Source organism: Streptomyces sp. JH34 (genome assembly GCF_029428875.1).
Lineage (GTDB): Bacteria > Actinomycetota > Actinomycetes > Streptomycetales > Streptomycetaceae > Streptomyces.
Genome location: NZ_JAJSOO010000001.1, coordinates 1,877,720 through 1,904,522, shown reverse-complemented (window position 1 = coordinate 1,904,522; position 26,803 = coordinate 1,877,720). Strand labels below are relative to the sequence as shown.

The 26,803-nt window shown below is 68.1% G+C and carries 21 protein-coding genes; 15 read left to right on the top strand and 6 right to left on the bottom strand.

Going from position 1 to position 26,803, the window contains the following annotated elements:
- Nucleotides 1–82 precede the first annotated feature (82 nt).
- The 6 genes from eccB (at nucleotide 83) to LWJ43_RS08135 (ending at nucleotide 7,319) form a co-directional block, all read left to right on the top strand.
- Nucleotides 83–1,615 (top strand): type VII secretion protein EccB, encoded by a 1,533-nt coding sequence (gene eccB, locus LWJ43_RS08165; RefSeq protein ID WP_277331629.1) that lies wholly within the window; start codon nucleotides 83–85, stop codon nucleotides 1,613–1,615.
- 11 nt (nucleotides 1,616–1,626) lie between these two features.
- Nucleotides 1,627–2,880: a type VII secretion-associated serine protease mycosin gene (gene mycP, locus LWJ43_RS08160; RefSeq protein WP_277331628.1), complete on the top strand. Its 1,254-nt coding sequence runs from the start codon at nucleotides 1,627–1,629 to the stop codon at nucleotides 2,878–2,880.
- A 164-nt stretch (nucleotides 2,881–3,044) separates the two neighbouring features.
- Nucleotides 3,045–3,491 (top strand): hypothetical protein, encoded by a 447-nt coding sequence (locus LWJ43_RS08155; RefSeq protein WP_277331627.1) that lies wholly within the window; start codon nucleotides 3,045–3,047, stop codon nucleotides 3,489–3,491.
- 1,773 nt (nucleotides 3,492–5,264) lie between these two features.
- Nucleotides 5,265–6,521 (top strand): S8 family serine peptidase, encoded by a 1,257-nt coding sequence (locus LWJ43_RS08145; protein ID WP_277331625.1) that lies wholly within the window; start codon nucleotides 5,265–5,267, stop codon nucleotides 6,519–6,521.
- Between the two features lie 77 nt (nucleotides 6,522–6,598).
- The gene (locus LWJ43_RS08140; protein ID WP_277331624.1) at nucleotides 6,599–6,952 is read left to right on the top strand and encodes a WXG100 family type VII secretion target; all 354 of its coding nucleotides are present in this window, start codon (nucleotides 6,599–6,601) and stop codon (nucleotides 6,950–6,952) included.
- 67 nt (nucleotides 6,953–7,019) lie between these two features.
- Nucleotides 7,020–7,319 (top strand): WXG100 family type VII secretion target, encoded by a 300-nt coding sequence (locus tag LWJ43_RS08135; RefSeq protein ID WP_277331623.1) that lies wholly within the window; start codon nucleotides 7,020–7,022, stop codon nucleotides 7,317–7,319.
- Nucleotides 7,320–7,503: 184 nt separating this feature from the next.
- Here the strand turns inward: LWJ43_RS08135 and LWJ43_RS08130 are convergent, their stop codons facing one another.
- The 4 genes from LWJ43_RS08130 to eccCa form a co-directional block, all read right to left on the bottom strand.
- On the bottom strand, nucleotides 7,504–7,698 hold the full coding sequence (locus tag LWJ43_RS08130; RefSeq protein ID WP_277331622.1) for a hypothetical protein: 195 nt from the start codon (nucleotides 7,696–7,698) through the stop codon (nucleotides 7,504–7,506).
- A 61-nt stretch (nucleotides 7,699–7,759) separates the two neighbouring features.
- The gene (locus LWJ43_RS08125; RefSeq protein WP_277331621.1) at nucleotides 7,760–8,830 is read right to left on the bottom strand and encodes a (+)-(1(10)E,4E,6S,7R)-germacradien-6-ol synthase; all 1,071 of its coding nucleotides are present in this window, start codon (nucleotides 8,828–8,830) and stop codon (nucleotides 7,760–7,762) included.
- Between the two features lie 589 nt (nucleotides 8,831–9,419).
- Nucleotides 9,420–10,085 carry a hypothetical protein gene (locus tag LWJ43_RS08120; RefSeq protein WP_277331620.1) on the bottom strand — a complete coding sequence of 222 codons (666 nt, stop codon included), beginning with the start codon at nucleotides 10,083–10,085 and terminating at the stop codon, nucleotides 9,420–9,422.
- Nucleotides 10,086–10,424: 339 nt separating this feature from the next.
- Nucleotides 10,425–14,393 carry a type VII secretion protein EccCa gene (gene eccCa, locus LWJ43_RS08115; RefSeq protein ID WP_277331619.1) on the bottom strand — a complete coding sequence of 1,323 codons (3,969 nt, stop codon included), beginning with the start codon at nucleotides 14,391–14,393 and terminating at the stop codon, nucleotides 10,425–10,427.
- 245 nt (nucleotides 14,394–14,638) lie between these two features.
- Between eccCa and eccD the strand changes: the two genes are divergently transcribed.
- The 6 genes from eccD to LWJ43_RS08085 all read left to right on the top strand — a co-directional run bounded on the left by eccD (nucleotide 14,639) and on the right by LWJ43_RS08085 (nucleotide 21,725).
- Nucleotides 14,639–16,141, top strand: coding sequence for a type VII secretion integral membrane protein EccD (gene eccD, locus LWJ43_RS08110; RefSeq protein WP_277335836.1), 1,503 nt, complete (start codon nucleotides 14,639–14,641; stop codon nucleotides 16,139–16,141).
- A gap of 189 nt (nucleotides 16,142–16,330) precedes the next feature.
- The gene (rpsO, locus tag LWJ43_RS08105) at nucleotides 16,331–16,621 is read left to right on the top strand and encodes a 30S ribosomal protein S15 (protein WP_003965855.1); all 291 of its coding nucleotides are present in this window, start codon (nucleotides 16,331–16,333) and stop codon (nucleotides 16,619–16,621) included.
- Nucleotides 16,622–16,891: 270 nt separating this feature from the next.
- The gene (locus LWJ43_RS08100) at nucleotides 16,892–19,105 is read left to right on the top strand and encodes a polyribonucleotide nucleotidyltransferase (protein ID WP_277335835.1); all 2,214 of its coding nucleotides are present in this window, start codon (nucleotides 16,892–16,894) and stop codon (nucleotides 19,103–19,105) included.
- Nucleotides 19,102–20,481 (top strand): M16 family metallopeptidase, encoded by a 1,380-nt coding sequence (locus LWJ43_RS08095; protein ID WP_277331618.1) that lies wholly within the window; start codon nucleotides 19,102–19,104, stop codon nucleotides 20,479–20,481. The genes LWJ43_RS08100 and LWJ43_RS08095 overlap by 4 nt, the downstream gene beginning before the upstream one ends.
- A 23-nt stretch (nucleotides 20,482–20,504) precedes the next feature.
- Nucleotides 20,505–21,257 carry a 4-hydroxy-tetrahydrodipicolinate reductase gene (dapB, locus tag LWJ43_RS08090; RefSeq protein WP_277331617.1) on the top strand — a complete coding sequence of 251 codons (753 nt, stop codon included), beginning with the start codon at nucleotides 20,505–20,507 and terminating at the stop codon, nucleotides 21,255–21,257.
- Between the two features lie 15 nt (nucleotides 21,258–21,272).
- Complete coding sequence (locus tag LWJ43_RS08085) at nucleotides 21,273–21,725, top strand: tetratricopeptide repeat protein (RefSeq protein ID WP_277331616.1); 453 nt, start codon at nucleotides 21,273–21,275, stop codon at nucleotides 21,723–21,725.
- A 56-nt stretch (nucleotides 21,726–21,781) separates the two neighbouring features.
- On the opposite strand, the gene LWJ43_RS08080 is transcribed toward LWJ43_RS08085, so the two are convergent.
- On the bottom strand, nucleotides 21,782–22,333 hold the full coding sequence (locus tag LWJ43_RS08080; RefSeq protein ID WP_277331615.1) for a hypothetical protein: 552 nt from the start codon (nucleotides 22,331–22,333) through the stop codon (nucleotides 21,782–21,784).
- Between the two features lie 93 nt (nucleotides 22,334–22,426).
- Complete coding sequence (locus LWJ43_RS08075; RefSeq protein WP_277331614.1) at nucleotides 22,427–22,666, bottom strand: hypothetical protein; 240 nt, start codon at nucleotides 22,664–22,666, stop codon at nucleotides 22,427–22,429.
- Nucleotides 22,667–22,840: 174 nt separating this feature from the next.
- On the opposite strand from LWJ43_RS08075, the gene thyX reads away from it, so the two are divergent.
- From thyX to LWJ43_RS08060, 3 genes are all read left to right on the top strand, one after another.
- The gene (gene thyX / locus LWJ43_RS08070; protein WP_277331613.1) at nucleotides 22,841–23,578 is read left to right on the top strand and encodes an FAD-dependent thymidylate synthase; all 738 of its coding nucleotides are present in this window, start codon (nucleotides 22,841–22,843) and stop codon (nucleotides 23,576–23,578) included.
- 152 nt (nucleotides 23,579–23,730) lie between these two features.
- A complete protein-coding gene (gene dapA, locus LWJ43_RS08065) occupies nucleotides 23,731–24,630 on the top strand; it encodes a 4-hydroxy-tetrahydrodipicolinate synthase (protein WP_277331612.1) in 900 nt (299 codons plus the stop codon).
- 130 nt (nucleotides 24,631–24,760) lie between these two features.
- The gene (locus LWJ43_RS08060) at nucleotides 24,761–26,446 is read left to right on the top strand and encodes a ribonuclease J (protein ID WP_277331611.1); all 1,686 of its coding nucleotides are present in this window, start codon (nucleotides 24,761–24,763) and stop codon (nucleotides 26,444–26,446) included.
- Nucleotides 26,447–26,803: the final 357 nt, after the last annotated feature.

The window sequence follows — 26,803 nt, the reverse complement described above, 5'->3', positions numbered from 1 at the left end:
AGTAGGGGTCCCGGTCGGGGGCAGCGGCCCGCGGAGGGTGTGGGAACCTGGTCGCCCACTGGGGAGAAGGGGCAGCGCGCACATGGCATCACGGCGGGACGAACTCAATGCCTACACCTTCGCGAAGCGGAGGTTGGTCGCACAGTTCCTGCAGCCCCACCCGTCGGGATCGGAGGAGGGCGCGCCCCGCCCTCTCCGCGCGGTGGTCCCCGGAGCGATCGTCGGTGTGGTCGTCCTCGCCGTGTTCGGCGCCTGGGGAATGTTCAAGCCCGTCGCGCCCCAGAAATGGGACACCCCCTACGAGAACGTCATCATCGCCAGCAAATCCACCACCCGTTACGTGGTGTTGAAGACGGGCGACAAGATCCAGCTCCACCCCGTGCTCAACATGTCCAGTGCCAAGCTCCTCCTCCTCCCGGACAAGGGCACGGTCATCAACGTCGACGAATCCGTCCTCGACAACGGGAAGATCCCGCACGGTGCGACCCTGGGCATTCCTTACGCCCCGGACCGGCTGCCAGACAAGAAGGAAGCCGGTTCCGCGAAGCGCTGGGCGGTCTGCGAGCGGCCCGGCGAGGGCGGACGGGCCATACAGAAGGCGGCGTTCGTCTTCGCCGAGCGTGAGCAGGGCAAGACCGAGGGAACGGCCAAGCTGGGGGGCGGCGACGTGATGTACGTCGAGGGCCCGGGGCCCGGCCGGACCCGCTACATCGTGGACGCCACCGGGAAGGCGTACCCGGTCAAGAACGACGAACTCCTGCTGCGCACCCTGGTCGACGCGGGCCGCACCGCCCAGCGGGTGTCCGCGGACTGGCTCGCCACACTGCACATGGGGGACGAGGTCACCTTCCCCTCCATCGAGGGAACTCCCGGTGCCGACGCCGGTGTCGCGGGAGCGCTGCAGCCCGAGGACAACAAGGTGGGCATGGTCCTCGCTGCGACCTCCGGCACCAGGACCCAGCAGTACGTGGTCCTGCCGGGCAGGGTCGCCCCGGTCTCCGACTTCGTCGCCAAGCTCCTGCTGAACAGCCGCGCCCTCGTGAACCTCGATCAGGACGGCAAGGCGAAGGACGTGAGCGCCGGAGCGTTCGAGCCCGGCAAGGCATTCGGGCAGGAGTTCGACTGGCCTGCGGCTGAGCCCACGCCCGTCAACTCCGCGGACACGTCGAGCGGAAGCCGTAACACCGTGTGCAACGTCCTGCGCGGTGTCGCGGACAAGGACGGCGCCAGCACGCTCAGCACCTGGGCGGGCACCGGCTTCCCCGCCACGCTGCCCACCGGTTCCAGCAGCGCCTACGTCACCCCCGGATCCGGTCAGCTCTTCCGGCAGTTCAAGGGTTCCAGCCCGGAGTCCGGCCCACTCTTCCTGGTGACCGACACCGGCCTGCGTTATGCCATGCAGTCCAACGGCGACAGCGTGCAGGACGACTCCGGAATCGGCGAATCCGGTACGCGGGAGGAGAAGGAGCAGCGTCAGAAGGAGGCACAGCAGGCGCAGAACCGGCTCGGATACAAGGACGTCGACCCCGCGCCCGTACCCGCCGCCTGGTCCGCCTTCCTGCCGACGGGCCCCCGCCTGTCCACCGGTGCCGCCCGCCAGCCGCAGGGTTCGTGAGGAGCGACCAGGTGACCACGCATCCGTCCCGTCGCCGACGCCTGTTGTCGGCCGCCGGCGCCACCGCCGTCCTCCTCGTCACCCTGCCGGTGCTGCCGGCGGCGGCGGACGACTCCACCCAGTGCACCTTCCCGTCGAAGAAGTACGCGGGCCGCCCCTGGGCACTGCAACGCGTACTGATGGACGAGCTCTGGGAGCAGTCCACCGGCAAGGGCATACGCGTGGCGGTCATCGACACCGGCGTCGACGTCAAGAACCCCCAGCTGACGAAGGCCGTGGACACCGGGAGCGGCATCAACCTCCTGGACAAGGACCTCAAGGACGAGAACGGCAACAAGCTCGAGCGCGGCAAGGAGAACGGCACCACCGACCTGGTCGGCCACGGCACGAAGGTCGCTGGCATCATCGCCGCACGCGAGGCGAAGGGCACCGGCTTCACGGGCCTGGCTCCCGACGCCACGATCATTCCGATCCAGCAGAACGACGCCGAGGGCCACGGAACCGCGGAGACACTGGCCACCGCCATCCGGCACGCCGTCACGAAGAATGCCGACGTCATCAACATCTCCCAGGACACGGCCAACGCCGTGAAGCCCACGCCCCTCCTGGAGGAGGCGGTGAACGCGGCCCTGGCCAAGGAGATCGTGATCGTCGCCTCGGCGGGCAACGACGGCCTGGGCGGAAACGTCAAGGAGACCTACCCGGCCTCGTACGACGGCGTCCTGGCCGTGGCAGCGTCGGACCGCAACAACGAACGGGCGGCCTTCTCCCAGTCCGGCGAGTTCGTGGGCGTCGCCGCCCCGGGCGTGGACATGATCTCCACGGTGCCGGGCGGGGGACACTGCGCCGACAACGGGACCAGCTTCTCGGCCCCGTACGTCGCGGGCGTCGCGGCCCTGATCAAGGCCAAGCACAAGAACTGGACGCAGGAGCAGATCGTCGCCCAGATCGAGCAGACGGCCGAACGCTCGATCGCGGGCCACGACCGCCTGGTCGGATGGGGAGTCATCGACCCGGTGCGCGCCCTGACCGAGGACGACAAGCCCATCGAGGAACCGGTGGCACACGAGGGCCTGAGCAAGGGCGAGGCCCCCGTACCCGCCGCACTCCACCTGGGCGAGACCGCCGACGCGCGCAACGCCAGGCTGGCGACCTACGTCGTGGTGGGCGGGGGCGTCCTGGTCGCGGCGATCGCGGGCGCGGCGGTGGCCGTGCGGGACAGGCGTCGGCGGCAGGAACGACAGGACCGGCAGAGCGTTGCTTGACGCCCGGGTGCCACGGTCTTCCGGAAGTTACGTGACGGATAAGACAGTTGGTCATGTCAGTGCCATTGGCTACAGTGATGTGATGGGGCCAGTGCTGTTCGCGCGAGTGCGATAGCAACGCGAAACAGACTGTGCAAACGGGGAAATCGGGGAGAGGTAGCAACGTGACCAAAGGAAAGGGAGATCTCCGGAAGGGCGTAGGGGCCCTGGAGAAGTTCCAGAGGAGCGTGAACACGTTGCTCGCTGACCTCGAGAGTTCACCGGCGGGCAAGACGGAGGTCGCGGCACAGACGGTGTCGCGTTCCTCCCTGAGCGGCCAGAATGCATGCTTCGCGGAAGCGGATGGGCTGTACACCCAGTACAACCGTGTGCACGAATCCCTCGTCACGCTGTCGAAGTCGCTGGGCGACCAGATCGAGTACCTGAACCTCGGGGTGCACGCGGCTGCGGTCGGCTTCGACAACGTGGACGACGACACGCGGCGGCGGTTCCATGAGATCCAGACCCGTCTGGACAAGGAGCACGAGAAGGCGCGGGCCGAGCACGAGAAGACGGTTAAGCCTGAGCAGAACGCCGACAAGAAGAGCGACGCGGGGTGGGCAGCCGAATGAGCGAACCGAAGAAGCCGGGATCGGGCTCCGAAGCGGAACCGGAACTGACTCCTGCGGAACAGCAGAAGCAGGACCAGGAGCGCGTCCAGGGCCAGTTGCTCGTCACGGACGTCACGCGGCAGGTCCAAGGCGCGATGGAGTCGTTCGGCTTCGGGTCGGGCCCGTCGGGTCGTACTTCTTTCGAGGGGCACGAGCTCAACGCGATGATCGACCTCATCGCGAACTCCAAGCCGGAGGACCTCGAGAGCGCCGGTCAGTCGCTGCTGCTGGCACGGACCGCGCTCAGACGTGCGGCGGACGACCTGCGAGGCTTCATCGAAGGCGTGGACTGGGAAGGCGAGTCCGAAGTCGCCTTCCGTAACTGGGGCAACGGCCTGGCCGCTCATGCCGAGAAGCTGGCCGACTTCGCGGATGCGGCCGGTACGCAGATCACGGTCGCGGGCACCGGCCTCGCCTCGGTCCGCAACTCTCTCCCTCCTCGCGACACTCGCCTGAGCCGCAAGTCCCCCGACGAGATCGAGGCCCCGAAGCGGGTCGAGGGCAATGCGGAGTACGCGGCGGCGGTCAAGGTCGAAAAGGACCGTCAGGAAGCGATCAACCAGGCGAACCGGCTGGCTTCGTACTACGCGGTCTCCGAAGAGACGCTGGCGGCGCAGGAGCCGCCTCGGTTCGAGAAGAAGCTTGATGTTGCAATGCCCAGGCCGGGCGGATACTTCAACCCTCCAACAGACTCCGGAAGCTCCTCAGCAGGCACTGAGTCGTCCGGCCGGGTGAGCTCCGGAAACGTAGTGGGGCATGGGGTGACCGGTGATCAGGCCGGCCATGCGGCAGATGCTCACGGATACGAGGCGCCGGTAGCGGTGGCACCGGTCTTGGACAACAGCACATCAACGGAGATCAACAGCGTCGCGGCCCCACCGTCTCCGGTGACTACGCCTGGCGGCGCCTCACCACAGCCGAATCCAAGTCATGCGGGGTCGAGCGGAGGCACGACTCCGCCTATGGCTTCAGGATTTGTGAACCCCGTGTCAGCCAGTTCACGCAGGCTTCAGGGACCGACGGGCGTGCCTCGAGGTCCAGGCCAGACACAGAGCGGTGGGAGCCGTACAAGCGGCCCCACAGGGGGCGGTGCTGCTGCGAACGGCCGCGCCGGATCACCAGTGGGACGTCCTTCGTCCATGAGTGGGGGATCCGCTTCAGGCGCTGCCGGACGTGGAAGCCCCGGGTCGCAGTCTCCCACTGCCGGTCGCTCCGGCGTCACTGGCGGCAGGCCCATGGCTGCAGGCCAGTCAACGTCCGGTTCGTCCACCCCGCGTGCAGGCCGCGCGAGCGGCATCGTGGGCGGCACCCCGCAACGCGCAGGTGCAGGTACACCTGGGGGCGCTCGTGGCGTCCCGCGAGGCACAGTGATCGGATCCGGAGGCGCGTCGCGAACGGGCGGTCCCGCTGGGGCATTCGGCCAGCGGGGCGTTGTCGGATCCAATGCGACGAACAGAGTGCCCAAGCCTGGCGGGCGAGGCACTCCCAGTTCAAACGGTGTTGTCGGAACACCCCGCGGTGCAGGGGGCGGCGCCGGAGGAAAGGGCTTCACCGCAGGTGGCGCGGGTCTCGTGCGTGGGCCTGTGGGGCGCAAGGACGCCAGAGACGACGACCAGGACGAGGGCACACAGCGTCCTGACTACCTGACGGAAGACAGAGAGACGTGGGAGGCCGGCCGACGTGGAGTCGCCCCGCCGGTGATCGAGTAGGTACAGGGAAGATTCGGAAGTCAGGATGACAGCAGGAATGAGCCAGACCCGGAAGCGTCGTGTTTCTCTCGGATCGCGAGGGCGCCTACTCGGCACGATGGCTGTTGCCGCCGCGTGGAGCGTGGGCTTCACCGGTGTTACTCCTGTAGCCGTCGCGGCTGACGTGCAGTCCAAACAGTGGTACCTCAGCGCGATGCAGGCGGAGGAGATTTGGAAGGTCACCACGGGTGACGGCGTCAAGGTAGCTGTCATCGACTCCGGTGTTAATCCTTCGTCCCCATCACTGAAAGGCCAGGTCCTCAAGGGACTGGACGCTTCGGGAGCTGAAGGCGATGAGCACGATGACTATCGCGGACACGGCACCACCATGGCCGAGCTGATCGCGGGCACTGGTGAGGGTGGTGGCTTGAAGGGCCTTGCCCCGGACGCGAAGATCATTCCCATGCGGATCACTGATACACAGTTCCAGAATGAGCATTCAGTGAACGCGCGTGACACCGAGGACGCGATCCGGGCTGCGGCGGACAGTGACGCACGGATTATCAGCATGTCGTTCGGTAGTGAATTCCCGACAGAGGGTGAGCGAAAAGCAGTCGAGTACGCCTACAGCAAGGGAAAGATCTTTTTCGCGGGAGTAGGGAATAATGCGAAAGAGGGGAACGAGGAGCAGTATCCTGCGGCCTATCCGCAGGTCGTGGGAGTTTCGTCTGCGGACAGCGAGGGTAAAGTAGCCGAATATTCCCAGAATGGGAATATTGTGGATATCGCTGCTCCAGGTAACGAAATTCCCCGCTGGTGTGACTCGACATTTAAAAGCTATTGCGACGGCGACGGCGGAACCAGTGCCGCGACCGCAATTGCGTCCGCCTCCGCCGCTCTGATCTGGTCCGCTCACCCGGACTGGACCGCTAATCAAGTCCTCAACGTTCTCTTTGACACTGCCAGCCGGGATTGGAAAGACGGCACGCTGAGCAAGTACCTCGGCCACGGTCTGATCCGCCCTTCCATGAACATCCTCAAGGGCAAGGGCGATCCCGGCGCCCCGGACATCAGTCCCCTCACCAAGGAGAAGACGTCCGGTTCCGCGGGATCGGCAGCCCCCTCTGCATCAGCCTCGTCACAGCCTGAGAAGAAGGACAAGGCTGAGGACGCCGCCATGGCAGGCTCCAGCACTGAGAAGAACGACAGCGGCCAACTGGGTCTGATCCTCGGTGGAGTGGCAGTGGTGCTCGTGCTCGGCGGCGGGGCCTTCGCTCTCATTCGCAAGCGCCGCACCGCCTGACTGACCGCAGTTCCTCCAATGCACTTTCCGGCGGTGACGCCGGACCGAACAAGAGCACCAGAAAGGAAGCCAGCACCATGGCAGATCAGAAGCTTTCAGATGAAATGCTGCTCAAGCTCGAGGGTGAGCTCACCAAGCGATTCGACTCCGTGAGGGGTCAGCTGAAGACGCTGCAGGCGACGATCGACAGCCTGGAAGGCTCCTGGAAGGGTATCGGCGCCAGCGCGTTCAACGCCAAGCAGGCCGATATCAACCTCAAGATGGGCAACATCGCCACCCGTCTGGTCAACTTCCAGGAAGCCATCAAGGCGGCCCGGACGATCTCGGGCAACACCGAGGACGAGATCCGGCAGGCCCTCCAGGGCGTGGACGTCGTCCCCGGTCACTCCGAAGGTGCGCAGGCCAAGACCTCGGCCCTCAACGCGCTCTGACACTTGCTTCACCCGTACCTCGTACGTACGGGTCATCACATCGAACCGATTTGAACTGGAGGACCGTATGCCGACCAACGACGGCACGATGGTTGTCACCTATGCAAGCCTGGAGCAGGCCGCGGGTGACATCGACCGGCAGGGCAGGCAGCTTCAGGAGGACCTCGCGGCGATCAAGCGGATGGTCGCCAGCGTGTCCGAGCTCTGGGTGGGCGAGGCCAAGTCGGCGTACGACACCGCGCAGGCCGGCTGGGACCGCGATGCCACGGGCATTCAGACCGCTCTCGCGGAGATCTCCCGCAAGGTGCGCGACGCCGGTACCGCCTACCACGCCGGTGACAAGCGGGCTCGCGCCAACTTCGAGTAGGCCGCGGCGGTAACCGGCAGGCAATCAGGTCAGGGTGGGCACGCACGGGAGGTGCCCACCCTGACCTGTTGCATGAGCCGGTTCCGAAACGCCAAGGCTGGTCGGTCGTCCCGGCCGAAGAGTCCAACAGGTCCTCTCCTCGGACCACCGGGCGCCCGGGTGTACAGCGCCGGGGCCTTCCCTCTCAGGAAGCCGCTCCCGTGCGCAGGCGCCGTACGTCGCGCGCCAGTGTGCACGAGGTGACGAGAAGGATCAGGGCTCCGGCCGCGATCCAGAGGGCCGATGCTCCGGAGAGGTAGTCACGGACGGCAGCGGTGAGCAGCAGCAGGCCGGTAAGGACTCCGCAGACCGAGATCAGGGCGCTGATGCGGTGAGTCATGCGGAACATCATCGCGGATCGCCGCGGTCGACGGGAGTGCCCCGATGACTCGATGACGTATCTAGTCCTTCAACAGGGTCCACCACCAGGCGATGCCGGCGATCGGAAGGGGCTGGTCCGCCTCCCGTTCCTCGAAGGGAGATGCCGCGCTGCCTGCGGGTAGATCGGCGGGGTCCTCGGGGTTGACGTAGCGATTGGTGGTGAGGGACCAGTCGTAGTCGGCGCGGATCCAGGAGTCGCAGTCCGTGATCCACTTGCGGAGTTCAGGGCCGGCGTCGCGGAGGATCTGGTCGCGGAGACGGAGGTAGAGGGCCATGGCCCGGGTGTGCATCGTGGCGGTCGCATCCACCGCCTCTTCGACGGAGCACTGCCGCTCGTGTGCGATCAGATCGACTATGTTGCCGTATCCGTCCTGACTGCGCTGCCGCTCCTTGTGGTACGACACCAGGTCGTTCGACCAGCCGATGATCGCGGCGAAGACCTCCACGAAGCCGCGGACGTCGTGACGGTCGTAGTCGGCCGCGGGAAGGTCGTATCCGTGGATGATCTCGCTGAGCGTCGAGAAGATCTTGACGCCTGAGGAGTCCAGCCGGACCGCCAGGTGGTCGGAGAGGCTGGGGATCCGCCCGTACGTGCTGTTCGCGGCCATCCAGATCTGGCCCTGGAGGTAGGCCCGGAAGCTGGCGGCCCAGCGCGCGGTCTGCACGGGCGTGGTCAGATCGTCGAGCCGCAGACGCAACTCGCGTAACGCGGCGCTGTAGTTGTCGTCCACCGGAGCGGCCCAGGGGACTTCGACGACTCGCTGGAGTTTCGTGATGACGAGCAGGGTGGCGTCGGGGGAGGCCGCGGCCGGACCTTCGTCGCAGTACTCGTCGTCGAACGCGAACAGCCACATCAGGAAGTCCGCGGTCCACTGCAGAGCCGCCAGACGCCCGTCGGGGCCCCCTCGCCCGGTGATCTCGCCCACGGAGATGCGTGTCAGCCGTTCACGTTGCGCTTGATCGGAGTAGAGGCCGAAGCGATCGAGCCACGCGGCGGAACCTTCGTCGATCTCACGCCAACTCGGGTGGATCCCCGAGGGGAGCGGGACCCACAGCTGAGGGATCTTCGGCGCTGATGCTTGCGAGGTCATGAACCACCTTTTCGCATGTACTTCCAATGCCTCTGAGCCCCGGAAGTTAGCAAGGCGGGGGAGGAACTGGTACAGCCCTTTCAAGCCGGGTTGGCCGACGGGCCGGTATCTGCTCCGCCACGGAGTGAGTACGTCCGGCTACGTCTCCGATGCCTGTGACGGGCGCGAAAGCCATTGATCACGCCGTGTTTGCGGTTGATCGTCCGTGGCGCGCAGTTGGCCCGAAAGTGACTCTCGTCAGTTCAGGATTCACCAATTCTGTGACGCAGCGCCCAGATTCCGCCGATACCGAGCCCCCGGAGGCTCAGCGAACCGCGTCCGTTGCCACCCCCGACGGCTCGTCGGCCTTGCCCTGCGGGCGCCGACACATCGTGCAGCTTGTGGCCGTGGAGTTCCGGCCACGGCGGTCGGCGTGTCGACCGTTGGCAGGCCCTGGCCGGTGGACCGTCACACGGGGGCGTGGCGCCACTCCGGGCGGGGGTCACCGGCCACCGGGCGTGCGTCACCATCCGTCGTGAGACTCCGTCAGGGGGTGCCGTCGCGGGCGGAGCGCGGAGTCGGGACGTCCCGTTCCGGAATCCCCGCCCCCTCACGAGCCGGTGCGGGCCACGTCCGGCAGCGCCGGAGCCGACAGGTCGGGAGGGAGAGTGCTCAGCACGCACCTTTGCGGCTCGTCACCGCGAAGTCGTAATTCGGGACGGTCACCGTGCTGGGGTTGCCCGCTATGCCGGGGGGGCTCGTAGTCCCCGTCCTCCGACCGTGTGCGTACGACGTGTACGCAGAAGGCTGCGTCGGCGCCGGAGGCCGTGACCGTGTAGTCGGCGTCGGACGGTTTGTTCGAGCCTGTGGAGCCGGCGTCCACGCCGCTCTGAGGGGCGCCACCGCCACCGTTCTCGACGACCTCCTCCTCGATCATCGTGGCGAACTCCTCATCGAAGCCGCTGTCGTCGCCGAAGATCTCACCGAGGCGTGAAGTGCCGTCCAGTTCTGCGGAGGCCTGACTGACCGCGCTGCCCAGTTCGTCGTCGCTCCACTCGCCGTTTGCGACCACGGCCATGAACTGGAGCGCCGAATAGATGCCCAGCCCCGCCATCCCGAAGAGAACGACCCGCGCAGCGACGAAGGCAGAATCGGGAATCTCGGGTGCTGACGGATTGAACGACCCTCGCCACCGGCGTACCCGGTCCGCCTTGACGCAGCCCATGGCAATGAGGCCGGCGGCCAGCAGGAAGACGACCACGTTCAATGTGTTCAAGGTTCACCTTTTCAGACGTCGGGTCCACAGGCGCTGATCTTCCGGTCGGGCGCGGGCGACTGCGTGAGTTCGCCCTTGAGCCTCGGAAGGGAGAGTGTGGTGAGGCCCGCGTGGGCATGTTTCGCCGTGCCGGTGGCTGGACCGAGACTTCGACCAGGCATTCCATGTCCCCGGTCCAGGCGTGGCAGCCGAAGGAACGGATGATGGCCTGGCCTCCCAGGTTCTTCTGTTCCCTGAACGCATGCTCCGGTTCGTCACTGACCATCGGCCTGCCCGAACGCCGAAGCGTGTGGTGACGGGCCAACTCCGTCACCACACGCTTCGCACCAGCCACAGGCTCTACCGGTCCCCGTCCATGAGCCCCGTCTGCACCAGCGGGTTGCCGCGCCGGCGCGTGACGAACACCCCGCGCCCCGGGGGCATCGGCCGCGGTCGTACGTTGCCGAGGATGTCGCCCTCGATCGGGTCACCGGACAGCATCACGCCCTGCGCCCCCAGTTCCAGGATGCGCTGCAGGAACGGCTCGTACAGCGCACGGCCCGCTCCCGCCGTGCTGCGCGCGATGATGAACCGCACCCCGACGTCACGGGAGAACGGCAGCATCTCCGTGAGCTTCGACAGCGGGTTGCCGCTGGACGTCGAGACCAGGTCGTAGTCGTCGACGACCACGAACACCGACGGGCCGCTCCACCAGCTGCGGTCGCGCAGTTCCTGGGCCGTGACGTCGGGCGACGGCGTACGGCGCTTCATCAGGTCGTACAGCGCGTCGGCATGGTGCTCCATGTTGTTGGACATGGGTACGTACTCCGCGAGGTGCGTCGCGGGGGTGACGTCCAGGAGCGCGCGCCGGTTGTCGATGACGAAGAACTTCGCGGCGTTCCCGTCGTACCTCTCGGTCAGCTGCTTGATGAGCATGCGCAGCAGGTTGGACTTGCCGGACTCGCTCTCACCGAACACCAGGAAGAACGGGTCCCGCTCGAAGTCGAGCCAGACCGGTTCCAGGTTGTTCTCGTCGATGCCGAACGCGATGCCCCGCTCCGGCTGCGCGTAGCCCGCCGGCAGGTCGTGGACCGGGAGTTCGCGGGGCAGCAGCCGGACCGCGGGGGCGGGCGCCGCCGTCCAGTGCCGGGCGACCTCCTGGTTCATGGCCGCCGTGGCCTCGGAGAGGTCGCTGTCGGAGTTGATGCCGTCGATCCGCGGCACCGCCGCCATGAAGTGCAGCTTCTCCGGTGTGAGGCCGCGTCCGGGAACGCCGGCGGGGACGTTGACCGCGGCCTTGCGGTCCAGTTCGGAGTCCATGACGTCACCGAGCCGCAGTTCGAGCCGGTTCATCAGGTGGTCCTTCAGGTTGGCCCTGACCTCCATGGAACGCGACGCCGTGACGATGAGGTGGATGCCGTAGCCGAGACCGCGCTGAGCGATGTCGATGGCGGCGGCCTCCAGGGCCTCGTAGTCCGTACGGAAGTTGCCCCAGCCGTCGATGATCAGGAAGACGTCGCCCCACGGCTGGTCCGTCACCGAGATCTCACCGCGCGCCCGCAGCCTGCGGAACGTGGCGATGGAGTCGATGCCCGCGCTGCGGAAGTACTCCTCGCGGCGCGCCATGATCCCGTACACCTCGGAGACCGTACGGCGCACCCGCTCGGGGTCGAGCCGTGAGGCGACCCCGCCGACGTGGGGCAGGCCCGACACCGAGGCCATGCCGCCGCCGCCGAAGTCCAGCCCGTAGAACTGGACCTCCTGCGGTGTGTGGGTGAGCGCGAAGCCGGCGATCAGCGTCCGCAGCAGCGTCGACTTGCCCGACTGCGGCCCGCCGGTGATCTGCATGTGGCCGGCCGCGCCGGAGAAGTCCCGGTAGAGGGTGTCGCGGCGCTGCTCGTACGGCTTGTCGACCACACCCAGCGGTACGACGAGGCGCCCCGAGCCCTCGAACCCGGGCTGGGTCAGACCGCGGCCCTCGACCGCCGAGAGCCCCGGAAGGAGCTCGTCCAGCGACGGCGGATTGTCCAGCGGAGGCAGCCACACCTGGTGCGCAGACGCCCCACGGCCCTCCAGCCGGCGCACGATCACGTCGAGGACCGTGTCCGCCAAGGCGTCGTCCTCGGACTTGCGTGCCTCGGGCACGCCCGGCTCCGCCGTGGGCTGCACGTAGCGCACGGGCACCGGAGCGGCGGTGAACACCACCGGCCTGCGATCGACGGGCAGGGGACCGGAGGACGCGGCGGGCTGCGCACCCGTGCGGTACACCCCGGAGACGTACGCCGCCTTGAAGCGCACCATCTCGTCCGTGCCGTACTTCAGATACCCCGATCCGGGGACGTTGGGCAGGTGGTAGGCGTCGGGCACGCCCAGCGCGGCCCGGGACTCGCCCGCGGAGAACGTACGCAGACCGATCCGGTACGACAGGTAGGTCTCCAGGCCGCGCAGCCGCCCCTCCTCGAGGCGCTGCGAGGCCAGCAGGAGATGGACGCCGAGCGAACGGCCGATGCGCCCGATCTGGACGAACATCTCGATGAAGTCCGGCTTCGCCGTCAGCAGCTCGCTGAACTCGTCGATGACCAGGACGAGTGAAGGGATGGGCTGCAGCGGGGCACCCGCGGCACGTGCCTTCTCGTAGTCGTGGATGTTGGCGTAGTTGCCCGCGTCGCGCAGCATCTCCTGGCGGCGGTTGAGCTCACCGCTGATGGAGTCGCCCATGCGGTCGACCAGCGTCAGGTCGTCCGCGAGGTTGGTGATCACCGCGGCGACGTGCGGCATCTGCGCCATGCCGGCGAAGGTGGCGCCGCCCTTGAAGTCCGCGAGGACGAAGTTCAGGGTTTCCGAGGTGTGGGTGACGGCGAGACCCAGGACGAGCGTGCGGAGCAGCTCCGACTTGCCGGAACCGGTGGCCCCGACACACAGGCCGTGCGGCCCCATGCCCTCCTGTGCCGCCTCCTTGAGGTCCAGCATCACCGGGCCGCCGTCCTCGCCCACGCCGATCGGGACCCGGAGCCGCTCCGCCTGCGAGCGGGCCCGCCAGGTCCGGCTCACGTCGACCGAGGCCGCGTCGCCGAGATTCAGCAGGTCGGTGAACTCCAGATTGGCGAGCAGCGGTTCGTCGTCGTCGCCGCCCGTGGCCACGTGGAGTGGCGCCAGCTGTCGCGCCAGCGCCTCCGCGGCCTCGTGGCTCAGCAGGTCGGGAACACCGTCGTAGACCAGGCCGTGCCCCGACTCCAGCTGCAGCGTGTGGGGGTCCACCACGATGGAGAGACCGCCGCGCGCCCCGTTGACCTGGCCCGTGACGACCTCGACGACGGTGACGCCCTGGAGGCCCTCGGCCGACGCGAGTGCGGACGTCGCCGGCACGGACTCGCCGTCGAGTACGACGACGACGTGCGGCTGGTCGAGGAGCGGCTGACCCCCCGGCTGGAAGCGCGGGCGGCCGTCGAGGCGGCCCGCGAGCATCTCCTCGAGCTCGGCGACGCTCGTGCTGATCAGGCGGCGGCTGCCGGCGCCGTCGATGGACCCCTGCACCTGGACGTGCGGGAGCCACTTCGTCCACTCCCAGCGCGGAGCGGCGTCGCGGCCGGTCGCGACGGCGATGACCAGGTCCTCGGGGGAGTGCAGCGAGGCGAGCGCCCCGACCATCGCACGGGCCGTGGCACGCGCGGATTCGGCCTCACCGCTGATCGTCAGGTGGTAGAAGGCACGGAGCGAGACCGCCATGGGCAGCCCGTCCAGCGTGCTGTGGGTCGTCAGGAACTGCTGCATCGCCCCGGCGGTCAGCGGCTCCAGCTCGTCGACCGGCGCGGTGTCGGGGGCGATGAGAGGCGTGGCGAGCTCCTGACCGCCCAGACCGATGCGTACGTGCGCGAAGTCGGCGTCCCCCACCCGGCGCTCCCACACCCGGCTGCCCTCGGCCACGAGGGCCCACAGCTGCTCCGGGGACGGGTGGAGGTAGAACTGCGCGTCGCGCTGCTGCCGGGCGGTCCTCAGCACGGCGCGCCGGGTCTGCGTCAGATACTTCAGGTAGTCGCGCCGCATGTCCGCCAGCTGACCCTGGGTGCCGCGCCGGAAGCGGATGATCATCGAGATGGCCATGGCGATCGTCGACGCGATCATGACCATGCCCATGATCCGCATGATCGGGTTCGGGGTCATGAAGAAGAAGACGACGGAACCACCCATGCCGAGCATCGGCAGCAGCTGCATCATCACCCCCTCCTGCTGCCCGCGGGGCAACTCGGGCGGAGGTTGCAACTGCACCTGCTCGCCCGGAACTTCGGAGGGGAGGGCCCGCGGTGGGCGCTTGACGACAATCTGGCTCACAGCTCACCAATTCCCTTGCCGGACGGAACTGTTCCTATCGGCGCCCCCGTGGCGACGGGTTCCGTGCGCGGGAGGATCCTACTGGCGTGCCCGGTGACTCGAGGGCGGTAGGGTGTCGCGACGCGTGTACGCATCCGCTAACTACCGCAAAAAAACGGGTCAATCGGGACGCAGGTGGAGCCCTCGATCCAGGGTGCGTTTCACAGGAGGCCGAGAAGCATCATGAGGGGGAGCAGCACGTGACTATGACGGCCCAGACCGCGGCCACCGGACCCGGCCGGCCGGGTCCCGGAGCGCCGGCCGCCAACGGAACCGGCTTCTGCCGGGTCACGGTCGTCGCGCCCGACAGCCGTGTCGACGTGGCGCTGCCCGAGGACATCCCCGTCGCCGACCTCTACCCGGAGATCCTCCGGCTGTCGGGCCAGAGCCCCGCCCAGGGCGCCCCGGTCGGCTACCACCTGGTGCGCCGCGACGGAACCGTCCTCGACAGCGGGCGCACGCTGGCCGGCCAGCGCATCCTCGACGGGGAACTCCTGTCCCTGCGGCCCTTCTCCGAGTCGCTGCCCCCGGCGGTCTTCGACGACGTCTCCGACGCGGTCGCCACCGCGGTCGCCAAGGACCGCACCCTCTGGGGCGACAGCCTCATGCGCTCGGCCGGGCTCTTCGGCGGTTCCGTCCTGCTGGTCCTCCTCGGCTTCGTGCTCTGGACCTCCGACATCCGGCACGACATGCACGGCCTCCCGGGCATCCTGGCCGCCGTCACCGCCGTACTCCTTCTCGCGCTCGCCTGCGTACGCGCGCGCGTCTACGCGGATCGCGGTTCCTCCATCGCGCTGGGGATCGGCGTACTCACCAACGCCGCGGTAGCCGGTGCAGGGCTCCTTCCGCTCAGCGAGGGACAGGGCATCGGCAGGCTGCAGTTCCTGCTCGCCTGCGCCGCCGTGCTGGTGGCGTCCGTGATCCTCATGATCGCCGCCCCCGAGGGCGACGGCACCTTCGTCGCGTTCGTGTTCGCCTCCGCCATCGGCGTGCTGGTGACCTTCGTCGCGATCATGACCGGCATGGAGCCGGCCGAGACCGCAGCCGTGTGCGCCCCCCTCTCCGTCGGCCTCCTCGCCTTCCTGCCCGGGCTCTCCACCCGCTTCGCGCGCCTTCCGATCGGCTTCGAGCCGCCCCGCACCACCGTCGGTGACTACGGGACGTCCGATCCGGCGCCGCAGGGCCCGGTCGACGCCGACCGCATCGCCGCCCAGGCGCGTCGAGGGCACGAACTGCTTCTCGGCCTCGCCGGAGGCTGCGCGCTGGTGGCCGTGGGAGCCGCGGCGGTGCTCGGCTTCTCGGACAGCGTCTGGGGCCAGCTCCTCGCACTCGCCACCGGCGTCGCGATGCTGATGCGCGCCCACCTGTTCCGCTACACCGCCCAGGTCGGCTGCGCCCTGGGCGCGGGCCTCACCGCCCTGGTACTCCTCGGCCTCGGGCTGTCGCTCAACCCGCCGGCCGACCTGATCCGCGGGGCGCTCAAGGGGGACAGCGGGGGCCTCGACATCCGTACGATCTGGCTCACCGCCGCGGTCGCCGGGGTCGCCGCGCTGATCACCGCCATAGGGCTGATCGTCCCGCGCAAGGGCGTCACCCCGTTCTGGGGCCGTTTCCTGGAGATCGCCGAGGCCTTCGTCCTGCTGACCCTGCTGCCGCTGTGCCTGGCGGTCTTCGACGTCTACCACTCGATCCGGGCGCTCACCAGCTGACCCGTGCGGCACGACGGACGGACGGGTCCGCGGCGGCTGGTACGCTGGGTGACGGCCGTTTGTGTACGCGCCTCCGGGAATCATCCTGAGGGCTGCGCTCATCGGACCTTCGCCTCCGAGTCACGGAAGCTCCCCTGAGATCAAGACCAGGGGCACTCGTGGGCGCATCGAACATCAAGAGGAGTACGCGTGCCGCTCGACGCCGCTACGAAGAAGCAGATCATGTCCGAGTTCGCCCAGAAGGAGGGTGACACCGGATCCCCCGAGGTCCAGGTCGCCATGCTCTCCCGCCGGATCTCGGACCTGACGGAGCACCTCAAGACGCACAAGCACGACCACCACTCCCGTCGTGGTCTGCTGATCCTGGTCGGCCAGCGTCGCCGCCTCCTTCAGTACCTCGCCAAGAAGGACATCCAGCGCTTCCGTGCGCTCGTCGACCGCCTCGGCATCCGCCGCGGTGCGGCCGGCGGCGCCAAGTAAGGACGCTGTGAGAGGGAGCGGCACCCGATTCCAGGGGGCCGCTCCCTTTGCTGTACGTGCGTGACCGGGGTCAGTCTCAGTAACCTGGACGTACGACAACAGAACGAGGAGAGGCGCGCCTCGGCCGCCGCCGGTCCTCGGTAGTGGCCCCCGGGGAAACGCCCGGGAGCTTCGATCGAAGACCGGCCCGCACACACGGCGCGCCTCTCCGCACCGTCCTCCGCCACACGGGCGGCAGGACGAAAGACGACGAGTATGGAGAAATCACTAGTGGAGAACGAGACCCACTACGCCGAAGCCGTGATCGACAACGGTACTTTCGGCACCCGCACCATCCGCTTCGAGACGGGCCGCCTGGCCAAGCAGGCCGCCGGCTCCGCCGTCGCGTACCTGGACGACGACACCATGGTGCTGTCGGCCACCACCGCTTCCAAGCGGCCCAAGGACCAGCTCGACTTCTTCCCCCTCACGGTGGACGTCGAGGAGCGGCAGTACGCGGCCGGCAAGATCCCCGGCTCCTTCTTCCGTCGTGAGGGCCGGCCCTCCGAGGACGCGATCCTCACCTGCCGCCTGATCGACCGCCCGCTGCGCCCCTCCTTCAAGAAGGGCCTGCGCAACGAGATCCAGATCGTCGAGACGATCATGGCGCTCAACCCCGACCACCTGTACGACGTGGTCGCGATCAACGCCGCCTCCGCCTCCACGATCCTGGCGGGCCTGCCCTTCTCCGGCCCGATCGGCGCCACCCGCGTCGCCCTGATCAAGGGCCAGTGGGTCGCGTTCCCGACGCACACCGAGCTCGAGGACGCCGTCTTCGACATGGTCGTCGCCGGTCGCGTCCTCGAGGACGGCGACGTCGCGATCATGATGGTCGAGGCCGAGGCCACCGAGAAGACCATCCAGCTCGTCAAGGACGGCGCCGAGGCCCCGACCGAAGAGGTCGTCGCCGCCGGTCTGGAAGCCGCGAAGCCCTTCATCAAGGCGCTCTGCAAGGCCCAGTCCGACCTCGCCTCCAAGGCCGCCAAGCCCACCGGCGAGTTCCCGGTCTTCCTCGACTACCAGGACGACGTCCTGGCAGCGCTCAGCAAGGCCGTCAGCACCGAGCTCGCCAAGGCGCTCACCATCGCCGGCAAGCAGGAGCGCGAGGCGGAGCTGGACCGCATCAAGGAGATCGCGGGCGAGAAGCTCCTCCCGGCCTTCGAGGGCCGCGAGAAGGAGATCTCCGGTGCCTACCGCGCGCTGACCAAGAAGCTGGTCCGCGAGCGCGTCATCAAGGACAAGGTCCGCATCGACGGCCGCGGCGTCACGGACATCCGTACGCTCGCCGCCGAGGTCGAGGCCATCCCGCGCGTGCACGGCTCGGCGCTGTTCGAGCGTGGCGAGACCCAGATCCTGGGCGTCACCACCCTCAACATGCTCCGCATGGAGCAGCAGCTGGACACCCTCTCCCCGGTGACCCGCAAGCGCTACATGCACAACTACAACTTCCCGCCGTACTCCGTCGGTGAGACCGGCCGCGTGGGCTCGCCCAAGCGCCGCGAGATCGGCCACGGCGCACTCGCCGAGCGCGCCATCGTGCCGGTGCTGCCGTCGCGCGAGGACTTCCCCTACGCGATCCGCCAGGTCTCCGAGGCGCTGGGCTCCAACGGCTCGACGTCCATGGGCTCGGTCTGCGCCTCCACGATGTCGCTGCTGAACGCCGGTGTGCCCCTCAAGGCAGCCGTCGCCGGTATCGCCATGGGCCTGATCTCCGAGGAGATCGACGGCAAGACCCACTACGTCGCCCTCACCGACATCCTCGGTGCGGAGGACGCCTTCGGTGACATGGACTTCAAGGTCGCCGGCACCAAGCAGTTCGTGACCGCGCTCCAGCTCGACACCAAGCTCGACGGCATCCCCGCCTCGGTCCTGGCCGCCGCGCTGAAGCAGGCCCGTGACGCGCGTCTGCACATCCTGGACGTCATGAACGAGGCCATCGACGTCCCGGACGAGATGTCCCCGAACGCCCCGCGGATCATCACCGTCAAGATCCCGGTGGACAAGATCGGTGAGGTCATCGGCCCCAAGGGCAAGATGATCAACCAGATCCAGGAGGACACCGGCGCCGACATCACGATCGAGGACGACGGCACCATCTACATCGGTGCCCAGCAGGGCTCGCAGGCCGAGGCCGCCCGCGCCACGATCAACGCCATCGCCAACCCGACCATGCCGGAGGTCGGCGAGCGCTACCTGGGTACGGTCGTCAAGACCACGACCTTCGGTGCCTTCGTCTCCCTGATGCCCGGCAAGGACGGTCTGCTGCACATCTCGCAGATCCGCAAGCTCGCCGGTGGCAAGCGCGTGGAGAACGTCGAGGACGTGCTCGGCGTCGGCGCCAAGGTCCAGGTGGAGATCGCGGAGATCGACTCCCGCGGCAAGCTCTCCCTCATCCCCGTGATCGAGGGCGAAGAGGACGAGACGAAGGACGACACCGACAAGTGACGTCCCGTAGTTCCGTGACGACGGCCCGCCCCTCCTCGGAGGGGCGGGCCGTCGCCCGTACCCAAACGCTTCTCAAGGGCACCAACGGCATCGGTACCGTCCGGCGCACCGTCCTCCCGGGCGGTCTCCGGGTCGTCACCGAGACGCTGCCCTCCGTACGCTCCGCCACCTTCGGGATCTGGGCCAACGTCGGATCACGCGACGAGACGCCCACCCTGAACGGCGCGACCCACTACCTCGAACACCTCCTCTTCAAGGGCACGGCCAAGCGCAGCGCCCTCGACATCTCGTCCGCGATCGACGCGGTCGGCGGCGAGATGAACGCCTTCACGGCGAAGGAGTACACCTGCTACTACGCGCGGGTCCTGGACACCGACCTCCCGCTGGCCATCGATGTCGTCTGCGACATGCTGACCGGCTCCCTGATCGCCCCCGAGGACGTCGACGCCGAGCGCGGCGTCATCCTCGAGGAGATCGCGATGACGGAGGACGACCCGGGCGACTGCGTGCACGACCTGTTCGCGCACACCATGCTCGGCGACACCCCGCTGGGCCGCCCGGTCCTCGGCACGGTCGACACGATCAACGCGCTGAACCGCGGCCAGATCGCACGCTTCTACAAGAAGCACTACGACCCCACGCACCTGGTGGTGGCCGCGGCCGGCAACGTGGACCACGCCACCGTCGTCCGGCAGGTCCGCAGCGCCTTCGAACGCGCGGGCGCCCTGACCCGCACCGACGCCGTCCCCACGGCGCCGCGCGAGGGGTCCCGCACGCTGCGCGCCGCCGGCAAGGTCGAGCTCCTGAACCGCAAGACCGAGCAGGCGCACGTCGTGCTCGGCATGCCCGGCCTGGCCAGGACCGACGAGCGCCGCTGGGCCCTCGGCGTCCTGAACACCGCGCTCGGCGGCGGCATGAGCTCACGCCTCTTCCAGGAGGTAAGGGAGAAGCGCGGCCTCGCCTACAGCGTGTACTCGTACACCTCGGGCTTCGCCGACTGCGGGCTCTTCGGCGTCTACGCGGGCTGCCGGCCCAGCCAGGTGCACGACGTCCTCAAGATCTGCCGCGACGAACTCGACCGCGTGGCGACGGACGGCCTCGGAGACGAGGAGATCGGCCGCGCCGTCGGTCAGCTCGCCGGTTCCACCGTCCTCGGCCTGGAGGACACGGGCGCGCTCATGAACCGCATCGGCAAGAGCGAGCTCTGCTGGGGCGAACAGATGTCCGTCGATGACATGCTGGCCAAGATCGCGGCGGTCACCCCCGACGAGGTCCGTGCCGTGGCGGCCGACGTCCTCGGACAGCGGCCCTCGCTCTCGGTCATCGGCCCGCTGAAGGACAAGCAGGCCGACCGCCTCCAGGAAGCGGTCTCCTAACCACCCGTAAGGAAAGAACACAGATGAGCAAGCTGCGCGTGGCCGTTCTCGGTGCCAAGGGACGCATCGGGTCCGAGGCGGTACGAGCCGTGGAGGCCGCCGACGACATGGAGCTGGTGGCCGCGCTCGGCCGCGGAGACCGGCTGGAGACCCTCACGGAGACCGGTGCCCAGGCCGTCGTCGAGCTCACCACACCCGCCTCGGTGATGGAGAACCTCGACTTCTGCGTCCGCCACGGCATCCACGCCGTCGTGGGCACCACGGGCTGGACCGACGAACGGCTCGCGCAGCTGGACACCTGGCTCTCCGGCTCCCCGGAGACCGGTGTGCTCATCGCGCCGAACTTCTCCATCGGCGCCGTCCTCACGATGAAGTTCGCGGAGCAGGCCGCCCGCTACTTCGAGTCCGTCGAGGTCATCGAGCTGCACCACCCGAACAAGGCGGACGCCCCCTCCGGCACCGCCACCCGCACCGCCCAGCTCATCGCCGCCGCCCGCGAGAAGGCAGGCGCGGCGCCCCAGCCCGACGCCACGTCCACGGCGCTCGACGGAGCGCGCGGCGCCGACGTCGACGGCGTGCCGGTCCACTCGGTGCGGCTCCGCGGGCTCCTCGCCCACCAGGAGGTCCTGCTGGGCGGCGAGGGCGAGACCCTCACCCTGCGCCACGACTCGCTCCACCACAGCAGCTTCATGCCCGGCATCCTGCTCGGCACCCGCCGCGTGGTGACCACTCCCGGCCTCACCTTCGGCCTGGAACACTTCCTCGACCTGAACTGACTGGGCCCCACCCCGATGCGCGCAAAGCTCACCTACTTCGTCACCGCCGCCGTCCTGGTCTTCTACTTCGTCCTGGCCGGCAGCCGTGGCGTCCTGCTCATCCGGCACGGCACGCTGCTCACGGTCACCTTCGGTGTGGCGGTGCTTATCCTGCCGGTGATCGGCCTCTGGTTCCTCTGGAAGAACACCCAGTTCGTGCGCAGGGCCAATGCCCTCGCAGCCGAACTGGACGCCGAAGGGGGCCTCCCTGTCGACGAGCTGGTGCGCACCCCTTCGGGGCGTATCGACCGCGACTCCGCCGACGCCGTGTTCGCCCGGCGTCGCGAGGAGACCGAGGACAGCCCGGACGACTGGCGCTGCTGGTTCCGGCTCGCGGTCGCCTACCAGGACGCGAGGGACACCCCGCGCGCCCGCAAGGCGATGCAGCGTGCCATCGCCCTGCACATGAACAAGCCGGTACGCGCCTGAGTGGCGCCGTACCGGCTCGTCGGTGACCTCGCGGCCCTGCGGGGCCCGGGCCCGTGTCAGGCGGTGCGGTATTCGTCGCCCCAGGCCTCGATGGAGTCCGTGGCGCGTTCGAACGCCTCGGCCCGGGCCAGGAAGTCCGCGTTGTGATCGGTGACCAGCGGGGGCAGCGGTTCACCGCTCCTCCGCACCACGACCAGGGCCTGTCCCTGGACGGTGCGTGGGAAGCCGAGCCACTTCACCGGTTGCTGGACGGTGCGGACCGCCGCCGCGTTCGCCCACGGCACCGTGGTCGTACGGAAGAAGCCGACCCGGCGCACGCCGTGCAGGCTCACCCACGCGCCGACCCGCAGGAGACGCAGCGCACCGGTGATCATCAAGGCGGCGAGGACGAAACACGCGGTGGCGCCGGACAGGGATCCGGCGAACGTGATGATCATCGCGGCGAGCAGCACGAAGGACGCCAGCAGCAGCACGCCGGCTGCCGCCGCGACCCGCCAGGGGCCGGGGCGGTAGGGCCGTCGCCAGCTGTCGTGGTCGTCGAACGGCAGCGCGATGTCCTCCGCGTCCGCGTCGAATGCGCGGTCGGCCGTCAGGAAGGGCAGGGGCACGACTGATCCTCACTCACAAGCACGCTCGATTGCTGTGCCCGGTGAGGCTACCGAGCAGCCCCCCGGCCGACCACCCCAGGGGGCCCGTACGGGTCAGCGGTGCTGGGACGCCTCGGAGGTCTGGCTGTGGGACGGGGTCCGCTCGGTGTCCAGTGCGGGCAACCCGAAGAGCAGCGATCCGGCGAAGCCGGCGACCAGCGTCAGCCCTACGAGGGAACGAGCGGCCAGCTGTGAGCGGCTGGCGCGCCGGCGGGGAGGCGGAGTGACATTACTGCGGAACCGGTCGGCCTCGGCAACGAACGAGAACGGGACGGATTCACGCCGGCGGAACATGAGGAAACTCTCCTTGAACTCTGTGACGGGTGCTGCTAATGAGTCAGACGTACGAGAGGCCTGTTCGGTGCCCCGAATCGCCGAACTCATCCAAATTTCCTGCTGACGGATGCCCTCTCCGAGGCCCGTAGAGTGGACGCCGCCCGAGCGAAGCAACTGGAAGGACCCCCGCCGGTGACCGACACCCCCGAGCCCACAAAGGCCCACTTCCGCAGCGATGTCACCGTTGACCTGGTGAAATCAGCCGCGGCCGACTCCGACGTGCTGTTCGCGGCCCGTGTGTCCACCGCCGGCGAGCAGTCCCTGGAAGAGATCACGAAGGACCCCGAGCGCTCGAAGGGGCTCATCAACTACCTGATGCGGGACCGGCACGGCAGCCCGTTCGAGCACAACTCGATGACCTTCTTCATCAGCGCCCCGATCTTCGTCTTCCGCGAGTTCATGCGGCACCGCGTGGGCTGGTCCTACAACGAGGAATCGGGCCGCTACAGGGAGCTCGAGCCGGTCTTCTACGTCCCGGGGGAGTCCCGCAAGCTCATCCAGCAGGGCCGCCCCGGCAAGTACGAATTCGTCGAAGGCACCCCGGAGCAGCACGCGGTCACGAGCCGTGCCATGGAGGACTCCTACCGCCAGGCGTACGACGCCTACCAGGAGATGCTCGCCGCCGGGGTCGCCCGTGAGGTCGCCCGCGCGGTACTCCCCGTCGGCCTGTTCTCCACGATGTACGCCACCTGCAACGCCCGGTCACTGATGCACTTCCTCGGCCTGCGCACGCAGCACGAACTGGCCAAGGTGCCGTCCTTCCCGCAGCGCGAGATCGAAATGGTCGGGGAGCAGATGGAACAGCACTGGCAGACCCTGATGCCGCTCACTCATGCCGCCTTCAACAAAAACGGACGGGTCGCCCCGTAGGCGGTGTCCGTATTGCGGCGTTTCGTGAAGTTCATCTAGGCTGATCAAACGGACCCGGCACTGCTTGAACCCCCGAGCAGGCAGTGCCGGGCTCCTCTTCCCCGTCCCCCCGAGGGGGCACGACGCTCCGAGCAACGAGTAGCGTGTTACCCATGGCTCCGATCTCCACTCCGCAGACCCCCTTCGGGCGGGTCCTCACCGCTATGGTCACGCCCTTCACGGCTGACGGCGCACTCGACCTCGACGGTGCCCAGCGGCTCGCCACCCATCTGGTGGACGCAGGCAACGACGGCCTGGTCGTCAACGGCACCACGGGCGAGTCCCCGACCACCAGCGACGCGGAGAAAGACCAGCTCGTCAGGGCCGTGCTGGAGGCCGTAGGAGACCGGGCCCACGTCGTCGCGGGCGTCGGTACCAACGACACCCGGCACAGCATCGAGCTGGCCCGCACCGCCGAGCGCAGCGGCGCCCACGGACTCCTCGCGGTCACGCCCTACTACAACAAGCCGCCTCAGGAGGGCCTCCTCCGTCACTTCGGGGCCATCGCGGACTCCACCGGACTCCCGGTGATGCTGTACGACATTCCGGGCCGCAGCGGTGTGCCGATCGACACAGAGACGCTCGTACGCCTCGCCGAGCACCCCCGGATCGTCGCCAACAAGGACGCCAAGGGCGACCTCGGCCGCTCCAGCTGGGCCATCGCCCAGTCCGGTCTCGCCTGGTACTCCGGCGACGACATGCTCAACCTCCCGCTTCTCTCGGTCGGCGCCGTCGGATTCGTCTCCGTCGTCGGCCATGTCGCCACCCCGGAGCTGCGCGCCCTCGTCGAGGCGCACCTCGGTGGAGACGTGCAGAAGGCCACGGAGATCCACCAGAAGCTGCTTCCGGTCTTCACCGGGATGTTCCGCACCCAGGGCGTGATCACCACCAAGGCCGCGCTCACCCTCCAGGGCCTCCCCGCCGGCCCGCTGCGCCTCCCCCTGGTGGAACTCACCGCACAGGAGACGGCCCAGCTCAAGATCGATCTGGCTGCCGGTGGGGTACAGCTCTAACCACGGACTTCACAACTGAATACGCGAGGACACTCGCGGCGGTAACACCACCTGACAACAGCAAGTGCACGAATGACATGCGCGCCACGTGCCCTCAGCGGTACGTGGCGCGCGTGGTAAGGAGAGTCTTTTGAGTCATCCGCATCCTGAACTCGGTACCCCGCCGAAGCTCCCCAAGGGCGGCCTGCGGGTCACCCCGCTGGGCGGCCTCGGCGAGATCGGCCGCAACATGACGGTCTTCGAGTACGGCGGCCGCCTGCTCATCGTCGACTGCGGTGTGCTCTTCCCCGAGGAGGAGCAGCCTGGCATCGACCTGATCCTGCCGGACTTCACCACCATCCGGGACCGTCTGGACGACGTCGAGGGCATCGTCCTCACGCACGGCCACGAGGACCACATCGGCGGTGTCCCGTATCTGCTCCGCCTGAAGCCGGACATCCCGCTGATCGGCTCCAAGCTGACCCTCGCACTCATCGAGGCCAAGCTCCAGGAGCACCGGATCCGTCCCTACACCCTCGAGGTGGCCGAGGGACAGCGCGAGCGCATCGGCGTGTTCGACTGCGAGTTCATCGCGGTCAACCACTCCATCCCGGACGCTCTCGCCGTCGCCATCCGCACTCCCGCGGGCATGGCCGTCGCGACCGGTGACTTCAAGATGGACCAGCTCCCGCTGGACGGCCGTCTCACCGACCTGCACGCCTTCGCCCGGCTGAGCGAAGAAGGCATCGACCTCCTGCTCTCCGACTCGACGAACGCGGAGGTCCCCGGATTCGTCCCGCCGGAGCGGGACATCTCCAACGTCCTGCGCACGGTGTTCGCCAACGCGCAGAAGCGCATCATCGTGGCGAGCTTCGCCAGCCACGTGCACCGGATCCAGCAAATCCTGGACGCCGCCCACGAGTACGGCCGCAGGGTCGCCTTCGTCGGACGCTCCATGGTCCGGAACATGGGTATCGCGCGTGACCTGGGCTATCTCAAGGTGCCCGCCGGTCTGGTCGTCGACGTCAAGACCCTCGACGACCTGCCCGACGACGAGGTCGTGCTGGTCTGCACGGGCTCCCAGGGTGAGCCGATGGCAGCACTCTCCCGTATGGCCAACCGGGATCACCAGATCCGTATCGTCCCGGGCGACACGGTGATCCTGGCGTCGTCCCTGATCCCGGGGAACGAGAACGCGGTCTACCGCGTGATCAACGGCCTGACCCGGTGGGGCGCCAACGTCGTCCACAAGGGCAACGCCAAGGTCCACGTCTCGGGTCACGCCTCGGCCGGCGAGCTGCTGTACTTCTACAACATCTGCAAGCCGAAGAACCTGATGCCGGTCCACGGTGAATGGCGCCACCTCCGGGCCAACGCCGAACTCGGTGCGCTGACCGGGGTGCCGAAGGACCACATCGTCATCGCGGAGGACGGCGTGGTCGTCGACCTCATCGACGGCAAGGCGAAGATCGTCGGCAAGGTCCAGGCCGGCTATGTGTACGTCGACGGCCTCTCGGTCGGCGACGTCACCGAGACCTCCCTCAAGGACCGCCGCATCCTGGGCGACGAGGGGATCATCTCGGTCTTCATCGTGGTGGACAGCTCGTCCGGAAAGATCGTGGGCGGGCCGCACATCCAGGCCCGTGGTTCCGGGATCGACGACTCCGCTTTCAGCGCCGTCGTGCCGAAGGTCCAGGAGGCCCTCAACAAGTCGGCACAGGACGGGGTCATGGAGCCGCACCAGCTCCAGCAGCTGGTCCGTCGCACTGTGGGCAAGTGGGTGTCGGACACCTATCGCCGGCGTCCGATGATCCTTCCGGTCGTCGTCGAGGTCTGACGTGAGCGCGGCCGGCAGGCCGCCAACCAGGAGCGGGGCGCCTCGATTTGCATCGAGGCGCCCCGCTCCAGTACGTTTGCGATTCCGCCGAACGGGAAGCACCCCGCGCACACGCGTGCCGGGAGCGTTCGTTCAGCCCTTGTCGAGGGGGCGGGAAATCCGACTCAGATTCTCTGATAAAGTCGGATCCGCCGAAAGGCAAAGGCCACTCCGAAGGCCACTGGAATCTAAATCCGGACCGGAAACGGAACGGAAAAGAGTCTGGTAAAGTCGGACTCGCCGGAAAGGGAAACGCGAAAGCGAAGAACTGGAAAGCACGGTGGTAAATTAACCGCCAAGCAGTAACCCGCTTCGGCC

Bases quoted from the DNA above. Each gene is read 5' to 3' on its own strand.
- eccB (WP_277331629.1), top strand. From the start codon at position 83: ATGGCATCACGGCGGGACGAACTCAATGCCTACACCTTCGCGAAGCGG.
- LWJ43_RS08145 (WP_277331625.1), top strand. From the start codon at position 5,265: ATGACAGCAGGAATGAGCCAGACCCGGAAGCGTCGTGTTTCTCTCGGA.
- LWJ43_RS08140 (WP_277331624.1), top strand. From the start codon at position 6,599: ATGGCAGATCAGAAGCTTTCAGATGAAATGCTGCTCAAGCTCGAGGGT.
- LWJ43_RS08135 (WP_277331623.1), top strand. From the start codon at position 7,020: ATGCCGACCAACGACGGCACGATGGTTGTCACCTATGCAAGCCTGGAG.
- LWJ43_RS08130 (WP_277331622.1), bottom strand. From the start codon at position 7,698: ATGACTCACCGCATCAGCGCCCTGATCTCGGTCTGCGGAGTCCTTACC.
- LWJ43_RS08125 (WP_277331621.1), bottom strand. From the start codon at position 8,830: ATGACCTCGCAAGCATCAGCGCCGAAGATCCCTCAGCTGTGGGTCCCG.
- eccD (WP_277335836.1), top strand. From the start codon at position 14,639: ATGACGGCCCAGACCGCGGCCACCGGACCCGGCCGGCCGGGTCCCGGA.
- dapB (WP_277331617.1), top strand. From the start codon at position 20,505: ATGAGCAAGCTGCGCGTGGCCGTTCTCGGTGCCAAGGGACGCATCGGG.
- LWJ43_RS08085 (WP_277331616.1), top strand. From the start codon at position 21,273: ATGCGCGCAAAGCTCACCTACTTCGTCACCGCCGCCGTCCTGGTCTTC.
- LWJ43_RS08075 (WP_277331614.1), bottom strand. From the start codon at position 22,666: ATGTTCCGCCGGCGTGAATCCGTCCCGTTCTCGTTCGTTGCCGAGGCC.
- dapA (WP_277331612.1), top strand. From the start codon at position 23,731: ATGGCTCCGATCTCCACTCCGCAGACCCCCTTCGGGCGGGTCCTCACC.